The organism is Aurantivibrio infirmus, from assembly GCF_054767315.1.
This window is the reverse complement of the sequence record NZ_BAAFSK010000007.1, coordinates 91,299-107,472: the sequence shown is the minus strand read 5'-3', so window position 1 is coordinate 107,472 and position 16,174 is coordinate 91,299. Positions and strand designations below refer to the sequence as shown.

At 45.0% G+C, this 16,174-nt stretch carries 17 protein-coding genes; 12 read left to right on the top strand and 5 right to left on the bottom strand.

Translation table 11 applies throughout. The features are described 5' to 3' along the window. Positions 1 to 141: 141 nt before the first annotated feature. Positions 142 to 1,401 carry a S1C family serine protease gene (locus ACYUCY_RS15745; protein WP_460227479.1) on the top strand — a complete coding sequence of 420 codons (1,260 nt, stop codon included), beginning with the start codon at positions 142 to 144 and terminating at the stop codon, positions 1,399 to 1,401. Between the two features lie 305 nt (positions 1,402 to 1,706). Here the strand turns inward: ACYUCY_RS15745 and hisD are convergent, their stop codons facing one another. From hisD to ACYUCY_RS15720, 5 genes are all read right to left on the bottom strand, one after another. After that, entirely contained in the window at positions 1,707 to 3,017 is a 1,311-nt protein-coding gene (gene hisD, locus ACYUCY_RS15740) for a histidinol dehydrogenase (protein WP_460227478.1), read from the bottom strand. A gap of 46 nt (positions 3,018 to 3,063) precedes the next feature. Continuing rightward, entirely contained in the window at positions 3,064 to 3,702 is a 639-nt protein-coding gene (hisG, locus tag ACYUCY_RS15735) for an ATP phosphoribosyltransferase (RefSeq protein WP_460227477.1), read from the bottom strand. Positions 3,703 to 3,708: 6 nt separating this feature from the next. Further along, positions 3,709 to 4,971 carry a UDP-N-acetylglucosamine 1-carboxyvinyltransferase gene (murA, locus tag ACYUCY_RS15730; protein WP_460227476.1) on the bottom strand — a complete coding sequence of 421 codons (1,263 nt, stop codon included), beginning with the start codon at positions 4,969 to 4,971 and terminating at the stop codon, positions 3,709 to 3,711. 76 nt (positions 4,972 to 5,047) lie between these two features. After that, positions 5,048 to 5,293 carry a BolA family protein gene (locus ACYUCY_RS15725; RefSeq protein WP_460227475.1) on the bottom strand — a complete coding sequence of 82 codons (246 nt, stop codon included), beginning with the start codon at positions 5,291 to 5,293 and terminating at the stop codon, positions 5,048 to 5,050. Between the two features lie 194 nt (positions 5,294 to 5,487). Beyond that, positions 5,488 to 6,138: an MlaC/ttg2D family ABC transporter substrate-binding protein gene (locus ACYUCY_RS15720; RefSeq protein WP_460227474.1), complete on the bottom strand. Its 651-nt coding sequence runs from the start codon at positions 6,136 to 6,138 to the stop codon at positions 5,488 to 5,490. 606 nt (positions 6,139 to 6,744) lie between these two features. Between ACYUCY_RS15720 and ACYUCY_RS15715 the strand changes: the two genes are divergently transcribed. The 11 genes from ACYUCY_RS15715 to mgtE all read left to right on the top strand — a co-directional run bounded on the left by ACYUCY_RS15715 (position 6,745) and on the right by mgtE (position 16,150). After that, positions 6,745 to 7,713, top strand: a complete 969-nt coding sequence (locus ACYUCY_RS15715) for a KpsF/GutQ family sugar-phosphate isomerase (RefSeq protein ID WP_460227473.1) — start codon at positions 6,745 to 6,747, stop codon at positions 7,711 to 7,713. Between the two features lie 97 nt (positions 7,714 to 7,810). Further along, the gene (locus tag ACYUCY_RS15710) at positions 7,811 to 8,350 is read left to right on the top strand and encodes a KdsC family phosphatase (RefSeq protein ID WP_460227472.1); all 540 of its coding nucleotides are present in this window, start codon (positions 7,811 to 7,813) and stop codon (positions 8,348 to 8,350) included. A 41-nt stretch (positions 8,351 to 8,391) separates the two neighbouring features. Then, positions 8,392 to 8,982, top strand: coding sequence for an LPS export ABC transporter periplasmic protein LptC (lptC, locus tag ACYUCY_RS15705; RefSeq protein ID WP_460227471.1), 591 nt, complete (start codon positions 8,392 to 8,394; stop codon positions 8,980 to 8,982). Then, positions 8,966 to 9,529 carry a lipopolysaccharide transport periplasmic protein LptA gene (lptA, locus tag ACYUCY_RS15700; RefSeq protein WP_460227470.1) on the top strand — a complete coding sequence of 188 codons (564 nt, stop codon included), beginning with the start codon at positions 8,966 to 8,968 and terminating at the stop codon, positions 9,527 to 9,529. The genes lptC and lptA overlap by 17 nt, the downstream gene beginning before the upstream one ends. 9 nt (positions 9,530 to 9,538) lie before the next feature. Beyond that, a complete protein-coding gene (gene lptB / locus ACYUCY_RS15695) occupies positions 9,539 to 10,264 on the top strand; it encodes an LPS export ABC transporter ATP-binding protein (protein ID WP_460227469.1) in 726 nt (241 codons plus the stop codon). Positions 10,265 to 10,703: 439 nt separating this feature from the next. Continuing rightward, complete coding sequence (locus tag ACYUCY_RS15690; protein WP_460227468.1) at positions 10,704 to 12,221, top strand: RNA polymerase factor sigma-54; 1,518 nt, start codon at positions 10,704 to 10,706, stop codon at positions 12,219 to 12,221. A gap of 149 nt (positions 12,222 to 12,370) precedes the next feature. After that, a complete protein-coding gene (gene hpf, locus ACYUCY_RS15685; protein WP_460227467.1) occupies positions 12,371 to 12,661 on the top strand; it encodes a ribosome hibernation-promoting factor, HPF/YfiA family in 291 nt (96 codons plus the stop codon). Positions 12,662 to 12,754: 93 nt separating this feature from the next. Next, positions 12,755 to 13,213, top strand: coding sequence for a PTS sugar transporter subunit IIA (locus ACYUCY_RS15680; protein ID WP_460227466.1), 459 nt, complete (start codon positions 12,755 to 12,757; stop codon positions 13,211 to 13,213). Between the two features lie 257 nt (positions 13,214 to 13,470). Continuing rightward, on the top strand, positions 13,471 to 14,355 hold the full coding sequence (gene rapZ, locus ACYUCY_RS15675) for an RNase adapter RapZ (protein ID WP_460227465.1): 885 nt from the start codon (positions 13,471 to 13,473) through the stop codon (positions 14,353 to 14,355). Positions 14,356 to 14,423: 68 nt separating this feature from the next. Further along, a complete protein-coding gene (locus tag ACYUCY_RS15670) occupies positions 14,424 to 14,693 on the top strand; it encodes an HPr family phosphocarrier protein (protein WP_460227464.1) in 270 nt (89 codons plus the stop codon). 92 nt (positions 14,694 to 14,785) lie between these two features. Continuing rightward, entirely contained in the window at positions 14,786 to 16,150 is a 1,365-nt protein-coding gene (gene mgtE / locus ACYUCY_RS15665; RefSeq protein WP_460227463.1) for a magnesium transporter, read from the top strand. Positions 16,151 to 16,174: the final 24 nt, after the last annotated feature.

Here is a 16,174-nt window from a genome sequence, read left to right as displayed (position 1 = left end):
GCCGAAATAACGAATGGTTATGTCTACCCTTGCGACTCACGTCCAAAAACTTTAGGCAAATTACGATCAAATGACCCATAAGCGGCGTTTCTACGTATAATTTGCCAAACATTTAATAAACCGCATTGGAGCTAGCTCATCGTGTCTGAGGGACAACAGCCCAACACTAGAGAATCGACATCGGCTTCTCAGCTTAAGTCGCCACAGGCGAGCAATGGCGGATCCTTACCTAAATTGCTGAGCTATGTCGGCTGGCCAGCCGCTACGGGCCTGCTCCTCGCTATTATTGCTTTGCTGTTAATCCCACAAATTAATCCAGTCATAGAGCAAAACAGCAACACCCCACTAAACCTATCTAACGAAACCCGTGATCTTAGCCCCGAAATAGGCGAATGGTCTGGCCCAGTCTCGTACAAGGCTGCAGTGCGACGGGCAAAACCCGCCGTCGTGAGCATCTATCGCAACCAAGAAATTCGTCGGCCGTCCAAATGGCTACTTGAAGACCCCCTATTCCGCCAACTTTTTAATACCGCCGCACTTCAAGAACAACAACGCATGCTGGCGTTTTCAGGTTCAGGGGTGATTGTCAGCGACCAAGGCTATCTGCTCACCAACCTCCATGTTATCGACGGCGCTGAAAACATACTCGTCCAACTGAGCGATGGCCGCGAAGCCGTTGCCAACGTTCTCGGCGTTGACGAAAACACCGATCTCGCGGTGTTAAAAATTGAAATGGACAACCTCGCCAGCATTCCTATCGGCATGTCCGACAAAGCAGAGGATGGCGATGTAGTCCTAGCCATTGGCAACCCCTTCGGGGTCGGGCTCACTGTCACCCAAGGCATTATCAGTGCAACAAATCGCGTCGGTAAAACCCAAGCGGGAATTCAAAACTTTATTCAAACGGATGCGGCGATTAACCCAGGGAATTCTGGCGGCGCACTTGTCGATGCTTATGGAAACCTACTCGGCATCAACACCGCGGTACTGGGTGGTGGCCAGCAAGGAGAATCGATTGGAATTGGTTTTGCCACTCCCGTTGATACTGCAATTGAAGTACTCAACGAAATTGTAGAATTAGGCACTGTCGTTCGAGGCTGGCTGGGAATCGAGGCGCTGCCGTTAAACTCCCGTGATGCAAAACAATTAAATTTAAGTTTCACCACCGGAATGCGCGTCACTCATACGGTGGAAAATGGTCCAGCAGAAAAAGCAGGCATTCAAACTAACGATGTGATCACTCGCATTCGAGTTAACGACAATGTTTTTGATGATGAAAGTATTATTGTTTCGCTAGTCAGTAATGCCAAGCCTGGCGACATTATCGAGCTGGAAATATGGCGAAATGGCAAGCCGCAGATTCTTAACGCAATAATAGAACCCCGCCCAACCGCAAGTTGACTCCGCACAATTGGCGTATATTTTTGCGCTAGCTGCGTCGGCTCCGTGCTCAAACCTTCATTTACTTCGTGTAAACTCAGATTCATCGCTCTCGCACGTCCTGCGCTTCGCGACACTTGTGCTTCCTGCACATCGTGCGCGCGGCGCCTTCTTGCTAGCGTAAAAATCTCCTGCCTATTCAGAACTACTTAACTTCTGAGAAAAAATCAAAGTCAAACGAAAAATTGCCCCCCCCAACAAACGTAGGAGACTTCACTTCTTTAAAGAAATTACGAGATTTTATCTACTGTTTTGACAAAACTTTTTTATTTTTTTATTCGATACTCGGCTGAACGGGCATGGGCTTCGAGTGATTCGCTGCGTGCTAGAACGGAAGCTACTTCTCCTAAACGCGATGCAGCTTCGGGTGAACACTGAATAATTGAGGAGCGTTTTTGAAAATCATAAACACCTAAGGGTGAAGAGAACCTTGCAGTGCCCGAGGTGGGTAATACGTGATTGGGACCAGCGCAATAATCACCAAGTGCTTCAGCGGTGTAACGACCAAGAAAAATTGCACCAGCGTGTCTAATTTGAGGTAACAATTCTTCCGGATTTTCGACCGACAACTCCAGATGTTCCGGAGCAATACGGTTGACCAGCTCCATCGCTTCAGACACTGAAGATACTTTTATCAGCGCGCCACGGTTTTTCAAACTTTGCATAGTCATTGTTGAGCGCTGCAAATTGGGTAGTATTTTTTCTAAACTTTGCGTAACCGCCGATAAAAATTCTGCACTTTCAGAAATCAATATTGATTGTGCATTTTCATCATGTTCCGCCTGCGAACACAGATCCATTGCGATCCAATCCGGATCAGTTTTACCGTCGCAAACAATTAATATTTCCGAGGGCCCCGCAATCATATCAATCGCCACTTGACCAAAGACTTGTCGTTTAGCGTTGGCGACATAAACATTTCCGGGGCCAACAATTTTATCTACTTTCGGAATGGTTTCGGTTCCGTAAGCCATCGCCGCAATTGCTTGCGCGCCGCCAACGGCAAAAATAGTTTCAACACCGGCAATTGCTGCCGCTGCCAATACCATGTCATTAACGATGCCGTCGGGGGTGGGCACTACCATGACAACTTCATCAACGCCGGCAACTAATGCAGGTATCGCGTTCATTAACACCGAAGAAGGGTAACTGGCTTTGCCGCCTGGAACATACAAGCCCACTCGATCCATCGCGGTAATTTTTTGGCCCAAGATCGTGCCATCTGCTTCAGTGTATTGCCATGATTCAGCGAGTTGATGCTGGTGGTAATCTTTTACACGCTGAGCGGCAAGAGTTAAGGCATCTCTTTGCTCAGTGGAAATGGCTTCCAACGCTGCATTGAGTCGATCTTTGTTAAACAATAATTCGCTTAGGCTTGAAACACTGAGCCGATCAAAACGATTGGTATATTCAATAACCGCCGCATCACCGCGTTGACGAACATCATGAATAATTTCTTTTACCACCTGTTCGACATTACCTTCCTCAGCAGCAGGGAAAGATAACAAACGCGTTAGTGATTCTTCAAAAGCAGAATCAGTGGTATCTAAAAACTTAATGATTGAAGAAGTGTTCATAGGAGTTCAGGGACTTTTAGAAATGAAAACGAAAAATAAAAACAAACTACAGTACAGCAGCGAGCTGATCCAAAAGTTTTTGAATCGGCGTATGTTTCATTTTCATAGATGCTTTGTTAACAATGATGCGAGTACTAATATCAGCGATATGCTCTCGAGGTTCCAGACCATTCGCCTTCAAGGTATTCCCCGTATCTACGATGTCGACAATTTCGTCCGCCAAATTCATTAGCGGTGCCAATTCCATCGCACCATAAAGTTTTATGATGTCGGCCTGCCGACCTTGAGCGGCATAATATTGTTTGGCAGTTTTGACAAATTTTGTCGCCACTTTTATGCGCCGAGAATTTTCTCGAACGCCAGTACCGGAGGGCATTTTCAATCCCGCGGTCATTAAACGACAACGAGCAATACCTAGATCAAGGGGTTCATAAATTCCATTTCCACCGTGTTCCATTAAAGTATCTTTGCCAGCGACACCGACATCTGCAGCACCGAACTCTACGTAGGTGGGCACGTCGCTACCACGCAAAATAACCAGATTGATATGTTTTTGGTTGGTTTCAAAAATCAATTTGCGACTGCGTGAAATGTCTTCACTGGGCACTATCCCTGCCTTTTCCAAAATCGGCAAGGTTTCTGCGAGAATTCGCCCTTTAGTGAGCGCAATAACAAGTTTATTCATAGTTTTTTAATCGGGTACGCGTCGAATATTCGCGCCTAACAATTGGAGTTTTTCTTCAATACATTCGTAGCCACGATCGATATGATAAATTCGATCGACTATGGTTTCACCCTCCGCTACCAAACCAGCAATAACCAAGCTAGCAGATGCGCGAAGGTCGGTTGCCATTACGGGGGCGCCGTGTAACTTGTCAACGCCTTTCACGACTGCGGTATTTCCTTCAACGCTGATATCAGCACCCATTCGGTTTAATTCGTTAATTTGAATGAGACGATTTTCGAAAACCGTTTCAATCACCGTTCCGGTACCTTCTGCAATGGCATTCATCGCGGTGAATTGCGCCTGCATATCAGTTGGAAATGCAGGATAAGGTGCCGTTCTTATGTTCACCGCTTTCGGACGATTGCCGCGCATATTAAGCGAGATCCAATCAGGGCCGGTGTCAATTTCTGCGCCGCATTCCTCAAGCTTCAAGAGGACCGATTCGAGAATATCTGCGCGCGTATCTTTAACTTTGATTCGCCCACCGGAAGTCGCCGCTGCTGTCAGATAAGTTCCAGTTTCAATACGATCAGGCATGACAGCAAAATCACAGCCACGCAATCTGTCAACGCCTTGGATGGTAATAGTCGCCGTTCCAATTCCTTCGATCTGCGCGCCCATTTCTACCAAACATTCGGCCAAATCAACCACCTCGGGTTCTCGAGCAGCATTTTCGAGTACCGTTTTACCTTCTGCAAGAACAGCGGCCATCATCAAATTCTCAGTACCGCCAACAGTGACCGTATCCATAAATATGTGAGCGCCTTTCAATCGACCTTTCACACTAGCGCGGATATAACCACCTTCGACCAATATGGTTGCACCCATGGCTTCGAGTCCGCGTAAATGGATATCGACGGGGCGGCTACCGATGGCACAGCCACCGGGGAAGGACACATTGGCCGCGCCAAAGCGTGACAGCAACGGCCCCAGCACCAAGATGGAAGCACGCATCGTTTTAACTAAGTCATAGGGAGCAGAAAAATCGGTAATCGTAGTAGGGTCGATTTCTACTCTCATTTTTTCATGAATCGTGACACTGACACCCATACACCTAAGCAAAGCCAGCATCGTGGTAATGTCGTTGAGATGAGGAAGGTTACTAACATGCATCGGCCCATCAGCGAGCAAGGTGGCTGCAAGAATCGGCAGTCCTGAGTTTTTCGCGCCGGAAATGCGAATCTCACCATCGAGACGCGAACCACCCGTAATTATAAGTTTATCCATTAAAACTCCGAGACAAATGCGCCTAAGCTGCTGGCCGCATCGCTAACTGTAGTGTTGATTACGTTCTGCTAAAGAATTACGAGCTTTGTTGAGCTTGCCATTCGGCGGGCGTGTAGGTCTTCATATGCACTGCGTGTATTCGACCATCCGCGATTGCGGCATTCAATGCACCATACACGAGTTGCTGCTTTTTAAGTGTGTTAAGACCTTCAAACTGAGCGCTAATGACCACAACATTCACGTGACTGCCATCAACCTGCACGTCGGCTTTGCATTCGTCGATGTGATTTTCTAATAGCGCTTGAATATCTGCGGGTTCCACTGTGGACCTCGTTAACTTGTCTGTCGATTTGGGCGCGGTAGTGTACATCATCGCCGCTACACAGAACACCTCATACAAATATCGGCTAAATATAAATTACAACGATAGTACGCATAAAGCCGGAGCTTGGCACTCCGGCTTTATGAATTAATTAAAACAAGAACAATGCAATTGAAAAATCAAAGGACGCGAAATTAGACTGCCCATTCGTCGATAACTTTATCGATATTGTTTTCATTCTTTTTCATCGACATACCAAACTGCGTGTTTAACACGCGCCCAAAATCAACACCATTAAGATGCATATTGATAACCTTCCACTCACCAGCAGCATTTTTACCCATTGAGAACGCTAAACGATTAACACTATCTCCGCCTTTCGCAACCAAAACAACATTGGCTCGTCTTGCTTCAGGGTCAAAACCTTCCCCCGGTGGCGCTACAGTAATTTCATAATCTGCAAAACTTGCGAGACCTTTTGCATAAGTCGACACCAAACCTTGTTTAAATTTAGTCGCGAAGCGTTTCTTTTGTTCAGCAGAGGCAGCGCCAAAATGTTGTTTACCCATAACGCCGCGAGAGATGTAATTAAAATCAACGACGGGCTCAAGAACGCCTCTTACTGAAGAGATATACTTTTCTTCACCACCTTCTTTTTCTAATGCATCTTTACTGCGAATGACCATGACCAAATCATTTTTTACTTGTTCAGCGACTTGATGAGCCGACATTTCTTCAGCGGCATAACTCGTTGCCTGAAAAAGACCCAGCGAAACGATTAACAACACTTGAATTGTTGCAAGCCCTGTACTCTTTCTTGGCAACAACACAGAAAAATTAATCATTTTGTATCTCCTTTTTTTCAATCCGACTTTTTGATTTTAATAATTTGTTTAACGAATCGCCTTGACTTCCAGTTTGTACAAACTTTTTTTGCAATCCGCTATCTCTCTTTATCAATCCTTAATAATTCAGACCTGTAGTCCTAACCAGCAATTCAGACCAGCAATCATTCCGTCTTAGAGCCCCAATCCTGATCATAGTTTTGCCGGGGTCGCCTTAGAACTTAACAGTCACAAGAATTACAGCTCTTAGCCAATTGGCGGCAAATAGTATCGCGCGACTATAACACTCGCTTATCTTCTTCGAAACGTACAATTTATCATTTCAAAAAAATAGTCTTTAAAATCAGCAAGGTAGCCGACATATAAAAGAGGTTTGGTAAATAATTACACGCCTTTGGCTACCATTTTCCATAGCCAACATGAACGAAAGATGAATTCCTCCTTACCGCCCTGAGGGCGCCCTACGCGAACTGGGTGCCTCAGCAATGTTTTTCACACGGCTTGTTTTATATGGCTATAATCCACCCTCACGGCCTACTCACAGATACTCCCATAAGGATCTCGCAACGAGTAATATCCTTCAAATGCCGAACAAAAAGAGATGTAATGAATAAAGAACGCTTTATTGAAGTTGGACAACGCACGGTAGACATAGAACTCAAAGCAATCCAAGCGTTGCGCGGAAAAATAAATGATGAGTTTTTCGCCGCATGCCAATGCATTTTGAATTGCACCGGTCGCGTTATCGTTACTGGAATGGGCAAATCTCACCATATCGGCAGTAAGATAGCGGCCACCCTGGCCAGCACCGGCACCCCAGCATTTTTTGTGCACCCGGGAGAAGCCAGTCATGGCGATCTCGGCATGATCACAAAAAGCGATGTAGTCATTGCGATCTCTTATTCAGGCAGTTCCGCGGAAATAGTTACCTTACTGCCCTTACTCAAACGTATGGGCGTTCCGCTCATCAGCATGACCGGGAAACCTGAGTCAGCATTAGCGAAAACCGCCGATTTCGAACTTGATGTCAGTATCGATACCGAAGCCTGCCCTCTCGATCTTGCCCCCACGTCCAGCACTACTGCGGCCCTAGTAATGGGTGATGCGCTAGCAATCGCACTACTAGAAGCGCGCGGCTTCACCGCTGAAGATTTTGCCTTTTCGCATCCAGGTGGAGCACTCGGTCGCAAACTGTTAATCAAAGTTGAAGATTTAATGCACGCTGGCAGTGAAACACCTCAAGTCCATGAACAAGCCCTTCTACCAGAAGCCTTGGTGGTGATGACTGAAAAAGGTCTAGGGTTAACCACCGTTGTCGATGACAGGGACAATCTCGTTGGCATCTTCACGGACGGCGATTTGCGCCGCAATGTAGACAAAGGAATTGATATTAATACGGCAATAATTTGCGATGTCATGAATGCGAAGCCGAAAACCATTCACAAAGAAATGCTCGCCGCCGAGGCATTGGGTTTGATGGAAGAGAAAAAGATTACCGCTTTAGTTGTCGAAGAGAACGGCCATACTGTTGGCATAATCCATCTCCACGATATTCTGCGAGCTGGTGTAATTTAACGCGAAGATACAACAAATTAAAAAAGGTGCACTCTAAATGCACCTTTGTTTTATTTATTTTCATGGGCGTCTTGCGCTCTCGAGGAAACCAAAAAACATGTCGAATCAAGAAAACAATCAAGACTTAGCGGAACGCATTCAGAAAATAAAGCTCTTATTGCTTGATGTCGACGGAGTTCTTACCGACGGTAAATTGTATTTCAGCAGCGAAGGTGACGAATTTAAAGCGTTTAACACTCTCGACGGTCACGGGATTAAAATGCTTCAAGATAGCGGCGTTAAAGTTGGTATTGTGACGGGCAGAGAAAGCCTTCTCGTTAAAAAACGCGCGGGCGATTTAGGAATTAAGATACTTGTACAAGCAAGCAAAGATAAACGAGACTCCTTAAACACGATACGTAAAGAAGAAAACATCCAAAACGAAGAGATTGCATTTATGGGTGATGATTACCCAGACCTCGGCCCCATGTCTGACGTCGGCCTGGCTTTAACAGTCGCCAATGCACATAGAGCCGTTGCCGCACGCGCTCATTGGCAGAGCAAAAAAAATGGTGGCGAAGGTGCGGTGCGAGAAGCGTGCGACATGATCATGCAAGCACAGGGTAACTACGAAGCGGCATTACAAAAATATTTATAGTTAACATATCTAAGACCGTAAAAAATATCTAAGGTGAAACTGTGCCGCGTAAATGGCTCCCGCTAGTTATTATTATTTTCGCCCTCGCCGGAACGATTTTTTTGGCGAATCCACCGGACATCATCCTTCCCGATGTTGATGCCCCCTCTGGTGTCGCTAGCGCTCCTATTAGCTATTCTACGGAAGTGAAAATTTCTCAATACGATGACAACGGTGATATCGATTACAATTTCACCGCTAACAAGCTTACTCAATTTCAACCCGATCCGGAACGAGTATCCGAGCAAGACTACACTCAGATCGATTCACCACTATTCACGCTCCGACAAACTGATAAACCACCGCGTTTTATGGAGGCAAAAACGGGTTATGCCTCTGGCGCCAACTTAAAACAAATTTCTCTTCATGATGACGTTCGCGTTTGGCAGACCACCGACAACGAGAAATTGGAAGAGTTGAAAACCAGCGAACTGCTTGTCTATTTGGATCGGCACATGGCGACCAGCGATAAACTTGTTATGATGTCCTACCCTGGCTATACCGCCACTGGCGAGGGGTTAATTGCCGATTTCAATCTTGAACAATACCGTGTCCTTAAAAACGCAGAGACTTTTCATGATATTAGCCAATAAAACTGTAGCGTTAAGGTCAATTCAAAGCGCAATTTTCGTTTTGTTTTTACTCACCAGCGGGTTCAACTATAGCCAAAACACCTCGACGCAACAGGGAGCTCGATTAACGTCCTCTGGCGGTTTTGAATACGACAACAAAACTGGCGTGGTGATTTTTAAAGACGATGTCGTTTTCGAACAAGGCACATTGAAAATTACCGCCGATAAGGCAACCGTTAAGCGCAACGCTAAAAATGAAATTGAAAAAATAGTTGCCTTAGGTTCGCCGGCAACCTTTCAACAAAAACCCGGAGAAAACCAGCCCCTGATCATCGGCACTGGCGACGTCATTGAATATGAAATCGTCGATGGCATTGAAAAAGTATTTATCATCGGCGATGCTAATTTCAAACAAGACGGGTCGGAATCAAAATGCGATCGTTATGAGATTAACATTACCGCGCAAACATCCTCAGGCTCCAATAATTGCGAAGCAGTGTGGACAACAGCTGAACCCAAAATTCCAACACCAGCGGAGCCAGAATCTGACTCCGCTGACAGTCAATAAGATATTCCGATGCCTCAACTCACCGCGTCTAATCTAGCCAAACGATATAAAGGTCGTGAAGTTGTCGTCGACGTTTCGCTCAGCGTAAAAAGTGGCGAAGTGGTCGGCCTGCTGGGCCCGAACGGAGCCGGTAAAACCACCTGCTTTTACATGATAGCTGGGCTTATAAAACCGCTTCGCGGCAAGGTTTTTATCGATGATAAAGATATCACTCAATATGCCATGCATGATCGCGCCAAAGCAGGTATAGGCTATTTACCACAGGAAGCTTCGGTATTTAGAAAACTGAGTGTCGCAAACAATATTCTCGCGGTATTAGAAACACGTAAAGGGTTAAACCGAAAACAAAGAATTCACAAAAAAGATGAGCTGCTAAGAGAATTCAACATCACGCATTTGAAAAGAAATCTTGGCATGGCTCTTTCGGGAGGCGAACGCCGTCGTGTTGAAATCGCTCGAGCCCTCGCTGCTGATCCCGACTTTATTTTGCTTGATGAGCCTTTTGCAGGCGTCGATCCAATTTCAGTTTCCGATATCAAAAATATTATTGCTCACCTCAAGAACCGAGGTATCGGCGTATTGATAACTGATCACAATGTTAGAGAAACCCTTGATATCTGTGAACGCGCTTACATTGTGAGCGAAGGGCAAATAATTGAAGCGGGTAATGCCGAAGCTGTGCTCAATAACAGTACGGTTCAGAAGGTCTACCTGGGCGAAAACTTTCGTTTATAGAGCTTGCGGCCTACTTTTTTAGCTTGAATCAACACAGTTGCTGCTCATACCTTTATAGTTTTTTCTTATTTATCATAGACTTAATACAGCTCAATGCATGTTCAGAGCTGGGCATAAACATTGCTTGTCAAAATTGCCCCTTCCAGGTAGCCTGTCTACACTAAAGATTCAGTGCAAATAACACCGCTTTGTTTGGCTATCTTAATCGAAGGTGAAATATTCCAAGTTTGTCAGGATTTCAAATTGGAATATGTAAGGCCCTCGTCCATTCCTAGCCTCTCAAGCAAAACCCTTAATTAAACTCTTTAGATAACTAAAGTACACGTATCACCCAGAAGTAGAGTTGTTGGATGTCAAACCGAAGAACCAAACCTAGTACATCTCAAGCAAGGAAAGCACGCCTCCACCTGGCAGAATCGAAAAGTCGCCTGCTAATCTTATGAAACAATCGCTGCAACTAAAACTCGGCCATCAGCTCACGATGACCCCCCAACTGCAACAGGCCATTCGGCTGTTACAGTTATCGACTTTAGATCTACAGCAAGAAATTCAAGATGCCCTCGACTCCAATCCAATGCTGGAAATCGAAGAAAATGAGGGTAGCGAGCAAAACGAATCTCGCAACGAAAAAGACCGTAATAATAACGATCAAAATACCACGAATAGCGATGACTTCTCATCGGACAACAATCAACAGCAAGATACTTCGAGTACCGATCTAAACGATGCAAGCTGGGAAGAGAATCTCCCGAATGACTTGCCGGTTGACACCAGTTGGGACGATATTTACCAGCCTTCGAGCTCCACCCCCTCCTCGTCGATGCCGGATAATGATGATTTTGATTTCGACTCTCGCCGTACAGTCACAGAATCGCTTATTGATCACCTCACCTGGCAGCTCAACCTCACTCCCATGTCAGAGCGGGATAATTTTATTGCTCTAGCACTAATCGATGCAATAGAGCCCAGCGGCCTATTATCTACGACCGTTGCCGACATCTATTTGGGGCTACATGACACCCTTGAAGAGCTTGAAGAAGACGAAGTCGTCGCCGTTTTGCACCGCATCCAACAATTTGATCCTCCGGGAGTCGGTGGTCAGAATCTAAGCGAATGCCTCTTAATACAATTAAAACAACTATCACCAGACACAGAACACCTCTCAGCTGCAAAACTGGTGGTACAAGAATACTTAGAATTATTGGGGACTCGTGATTACAAACAGATCATGAGAAAGTCCAAGCTTAAAGAGCATGAACTACGTGATGCAATCCTTCTGATACAAAGTTTAAACCCAAGACCAGGCGACCTAATCAATGCGGGCGAAACTGAATACATTGTGCCCGATGTTTATGTCAGCAAAGAAGATGACCGATGGACAGTACGTCTAAACCCCGAAATTGCACCAAAAATTCGAATCAGTCCGGAATATTCATCGCTTATCAAACGCGCAGACTCCAGTAGTGACAACACCTTTTTACGAGACAACCTGCAAGAAGCACGCTGGTTTTTGAAAAGCCTACAGAGTCGAAACGAAACCTTATTAAAAGTAGCAACCTGTATCGTTGAGAAGCAGCGCGGATTTTTAGATTATGGTGCAGAAGCGATGAAACCCCTGGTACTACACGATGTCGCAGAAACGGTGGGCATGCATGAATCGACGATTTCTCGGGTGACTACGCAAAAGTATATGCATACCCCTCAGGGGATTTTCGAATTAAAATATTTTTTCTCAAGCCATGTGAGCACCGACACAGGCGGTGAATGTTCAAGTACGGCAATCCGCGCTATCATTAAAAAACTGGTTGCGGCGGAGAACCCTAAAAAACCTCTCAGTGACAGCAAAATTGCCGAGCTATTATCTGAACAAGGAATCCAAGTTGCGCGCCGCACCATTGCAAAATACCGTGAATCACTCTCAATCCCCGCATCTAATGAACGAAAAAGGCTTGTCTGATCTTTATCAAAGCAGAATGAAAAATTTTCTGATAGCCTGTGCCAAATGTGTTCTAAAAGCGATCCAAAAAGTGATCAAATTGCCCTTGTTTTTTATCAAAGTATTTTTCAACGGCTGATAGCAGCCTATCATCACCTAGGAGCCACTCTATGCAAATTAACACCAGCGGTCATCACCTAGATCTCACTCCCGCTATAAAGAACTATGTAGACACCAAGTTGCAAAAACTTGAACGACACCACGACCGAATCACCAACGTCAACGTTATCTTGTCCGTTGACAAGCTAGAACAAAAGGCAGAAGCAACCATTCACGCAAGCGGCAAGGAATTTTTTGCTAACGCTAATTCAGAAGACCTTTACGCAGCAATTGATTTGTTATCAGACAAACTGGATCGGCAACTTATTAAACATAAAGAAAAATTAAACAGTCATCGTTAATATTTTTACACTACAATCCCCTGAATCACTAACCACTTTTGAGCGACTTATAGTCGCTCTCAATTTAAATGCCCTACACTTATGCCTGCACCCATGGATATCAAATCTCTTCTTTCGCCGTCACGTACTCTATGTGGCTTATCCGAAGCGAGCAAAAAACGTGTCTTAGAACATGTCGCTAAAGTCATTGCTCAGGATTACCCCGCTCTCAATCCAGATGAACTTTTCCAGCAGTTGATATCAAGAGAGCGCTTAGGTTCAACAGGCATTGGCCAGGGGATCGCTATACCTCATTGCCGTATCTCCAACTGCCCCAACACCATTGCAGCACTAATAAAACTCGACAAACCGGTAGATTTTGGGTCTATTGACGATGCGCCTGTCGATATAGTTTTCGCGCTAGTCGTTCCCGACGAGGCCCACGAACAACACCTCCAAACACTCGCATCTTTGGCTGAAGTTTTTAAAATCAACGAAAATATTGAACACGTACGCAAGGCCAATACCGAACAAGAACTCTATGACACAGCAGTAAGCCTATTCGACAAATAGATAGCGGACTATAAATCAACCAAAGCGCTCAACCACCAAAAGTAAGCCCCCTAAGCAAAAACGAACAAAAAACCCGACTCTACCTTCGGGCTTTATGTTTTTTTCCTGTTACAAGCGACTATACCCACTAATCTCTACACTTCGGATTATTTAACAAGCTATACTTAGGCCAATTTGGGACTCAGCTCGTTTCATCGCTTCTACGTTTCGAACAAACGCCCCAACCACGCAACTCAAATACAGCCGTGAAAAATACAATGAGACTCGTCGTAATAAGTGGCCATTCCGGTTCCGGTAAAAGTACCGCCCTACATGTTCTTGAAGACGCAGGATTTTCTTGTGTCGATAATTTACCCGCTAGTTTATTGCCGCAACTCGTGCAGCACATCGAAACCGTCTCTTCAGCCGCAGGTAAAGAAAAATTTGCCATTAGTATTGACGCCCGAAATACTTGGCAAGACCTAAAAGACTTTCCAGAGATAATCCGCAACGCAAAAATACCGGGGCTAAAGTGCGAAGTTGTTTTTTTAGATGCACGCAATGCGGTTTTGATCCAACGATTCAGCGAGACACGGCGTAAACACCCGCTTAGCGATAGAGCAACAGATTTACAAGACGCCATCGAGATAGAACGTTCTCTGCTCGAACCAATCGCTGACATCGCCGATCTCGTCATTGATACCAGCAATTTAAATCTGCATGAATTGCGGGATTTAGTAAAAATTAGAGTCGCCGGAAAAGAAAGCCAAAGAATGTCGGTTTTATTTGAATCTTTCGGCTTTAAATATGGAGTGCCCGTTGACGCCGAGATGGTTTATGACGTTCGCTGCCTACCCAACCCTTATTGGAAACCACATTTACGCGCATTTAATGGCTTACAGCAGCCAGTGATTGATTTTTTGTCCGCCGAAGACGAAGTCAAAGAAATGTTAGACGATATGACACAGTATTTAACACGTTGGTTACCTCGTTTTGAAGCGAGTAATCGTAGCTATATCACCATTGGCGTTGGCTGCACAGGTGGTCAGCATCGATCAGTATTTTTATGCGATTCTTTGTACAAGCATTTTTCAAATTTGTACGAAAACGTTCAAGTGCGACATCGAGAATTAAAAGTGTCCAATTCTAGAACGAGCAAATAATTGTTCTGCATAAATTTCAAAAAACATTAATAAAGTTCAACTGAAAAGAAACCAACAAAGTTTTCACTATGCTTCAAAAACACCTAACAATCGCCAACAAACTTGGATTGCATGCGCGCGCTGCGGCAAAGCTAGCAAAAACCGCGGCGCGATTTGCTTGTGTGATTCAAGTAAGTAAAGAAAAATCTCAAGTCGATTGCAAAAGTGTGATGTCGCTTATGTTACTCGCTGCAGGAAAAGGAACCGTTTTAGAGTTTTCTTGCGACGGCGAAGATGAAGAGCTCGCTCTCGAAGCAATAGAATCGTTAATTACTAATTTATTTGACGAAGGCGAGTAAAAAAGTATGAAAAAATAACGATTCCTCGAATCAAATTCAACGATACGCTAAACTACGCGAATTATTCTATGGCCGCTCAATAAGTAATTCTTATGTCACAAACCGCCGAACAGCTTCACTCCCAAACCCAAGCACAACTGGGGCATATCCTAGAGGCTCTCGAAAGTGGCACACTCAAACCCATTGGTCGAATGTTAAATAGTTTACGGCCGGTTGAAATAGCTCATTTATTAGAGTCGTCCCCACCTAAATCGCGAATTGTTTTATGGCGACTTGTCGATAATGACTTGGAAGGTGAAGTCCTTCAAGAACTATCAGAAGAAAACCAAATCCATTTTCTAAAAGAAATGGATTCAGAACATGTTGCTCAAGTAACTGAAACTCTCGATGACGATGACGTAACCGACATTCTTCAACAATTACCAGATCAGGTAATTCAGCAAGTCTTAGCGGCGATGAGTGATCAAAACAGGGAGCGGGTCGAATCACTTTTATCTTATGCGGGAGATACGGCGGGCGGCCTAATGAGCACCGACGTTATTACCGTTCGCCCGAACCTCACGCTGGATGTTGTGTTGCGTTATCTACGCCGCCATGACGAACTGCCCGCTTCCACCGATAACATTATCGTCGTTAATCGAAATGATAAATATCGTGGCATTTTACCCATTCGCCGAATTTTAACTGCGGACCCAAACACAACGGTTCGTGAAATTATGCGAACTGATATTGAACCGGTAGCAGCCGACTTACCCGCTTCTGAAGTTGCGCGTTTATTCGAACACCACGATTGGGTTTCTTGTCCCGTTATTGATGAAAACAAAAAAGTGCTTGGCCGCATTACCATCGATGATGTCGTCGATGTTATTCGTGAAAATGCTGAGCATTCGTTGATGAGTATGGCGGGCTTGGATTCCGAAGGAGCGACGTTCGCACCGATTTTGAAAAGCGCACCGAGGCGTGCGATTTGGCTTGGCATAAACCTACTGACAGCTATTACAGCGTCTGCCGTAATTCAAATTTTCGATGACGTAATTGAGAAAGTTGTCGCACTTGCCGTGCTAATGCCCATTGTCGCCAGCATGAGTGGTGTTGCTGGTAATCAAACGCTGACAGTCATTATTCGCGGTATGACTCTAGGGCATATTGGGCGCAACAACATTAAATGGCTACTTTCTAGAGAGTTTATTGTGGGCGTAATGAACGGGTTACTTTGGGCACTAGTCATGGGCGCCTTGGTATCCATTTATTTCAACGACTTTACAATTGCACTTATTATTGCCCTTGCTATGACCATCAGCTTAACCACAGCGACCGTTTCCGGCACTCTTTTACCGTTATTATTAAAACGTCTAGATGTCGATCCAGCCCTTGCAGGCAGCGTATTGCTCACCACAATAACTGACGTGGTGGGCTTTTTATCCTTCCTCGGTCTGGCAGCACATTTTTACGCCTAACGACACTCTAGATTGAATAACTCT

What these genes read in the sequence shown, in the direction of transcription:
- lptA (WP_460227470.1), top strand. Translation starts at nt 8,966, where the DNA reads ATGATATTAGCCAATAAAACTGTAGCGTTAAGGTCAATTCAAAGCGCA.
- mgtE (WP_460227463.1), top strand. Translation starts at nt 14,786, where the DNA reads ATGTCACAAACCGCCGAACAGCTTCACTCCCAAACCCAAGCACAACTG.
- rapZ (WP_460227465.1), top strand. Translation starts at nt 13,471, where the DNA reads ATGAGACTCGTCGTAATAAGTGGCCATTCCGGTTCCGGTAAAAGTACC.
- hisG (WP_460227477.1), bottom strand. Translation starts at nt 3,702, where the DNA reads ATGAATAAACTTGTTATTGCGCTCACTAAAGGGCGAATTCTCGCAGAA.
- ACYUCY_RS15710 (WP_460227472.1), top strand. Translation starts at nt 7,811, where the DNA reads ATGTCGAATCAAGAAAACAATCAAGACTTAGCGGAACGCATTCAGAAA.
- ACYUCY_RS15720 (WP_460227474.1), bottom strand. Translation starts at nt 6,138, where the DNA reads ATGATTAATTTTTCTGTGTTGTTGCCAAGAAAGAGTACAGGGCTTGCA.
- ACYUCY_RS15670 (WP_460227464.1), top strand. Translation starts at nt 14,424, where the DNA reads ATGCTTCAAAAACACCTAACAATCGCCAACAAACTTGGATTGCATGCG.
- lptB (WP_460227469.1), top strand. Translation starts at nt 9,539, where the DNA reads ATGCCTCAACTCACCGCGTCTAATCTAGCCAAACGATATAAAGGTCGT.
- ACYUCY_RS15715 (WP_460227473.1), top strand. Translation starts at nt 6,745, where the DNA reads ATGAATAAAGAACGCTTTATTGAAGTTGGACAACGCACGGTAGACATA.
- ACYUCY_RS15680 (WP_460227466.1), top strand. Translation starts at nt 12,755, where the DNA reads ATGGATATCAAATCTCTTCTTTCGCCGTCACGTACTCTATGTGGCTTA.
- hpf (WP_460227467.1), top strand. Translation starts at nt 12,371, where the DNA reads ATGCAAATTAACACCAGCGGTCATCACCTAGATCTCACTCCCGCTATA.
- hisD (WP_460227478.1), bottom strand. Translation starts at nt 3,017, where the DNA reads ATGAACACTTCTTCAATCATTAAGTTTTTAGATACCACTGATTCTGCT.
- murA (WP_460227476.1), bottom strand. Translation starts at nt 4,971, where the DNA reads ATGGATAAACTTATAATTACGGGTGGTTCGCGTCTCGATGGTGAGATT.
- ACYUCY_RS15690 (WP_460227468.1), top strand. Translation starts at nt 10,704, where the DNA reads ATGAAACAATCGCTGCAACTAAAACTCGGCCATCAGCTCACGATGACC.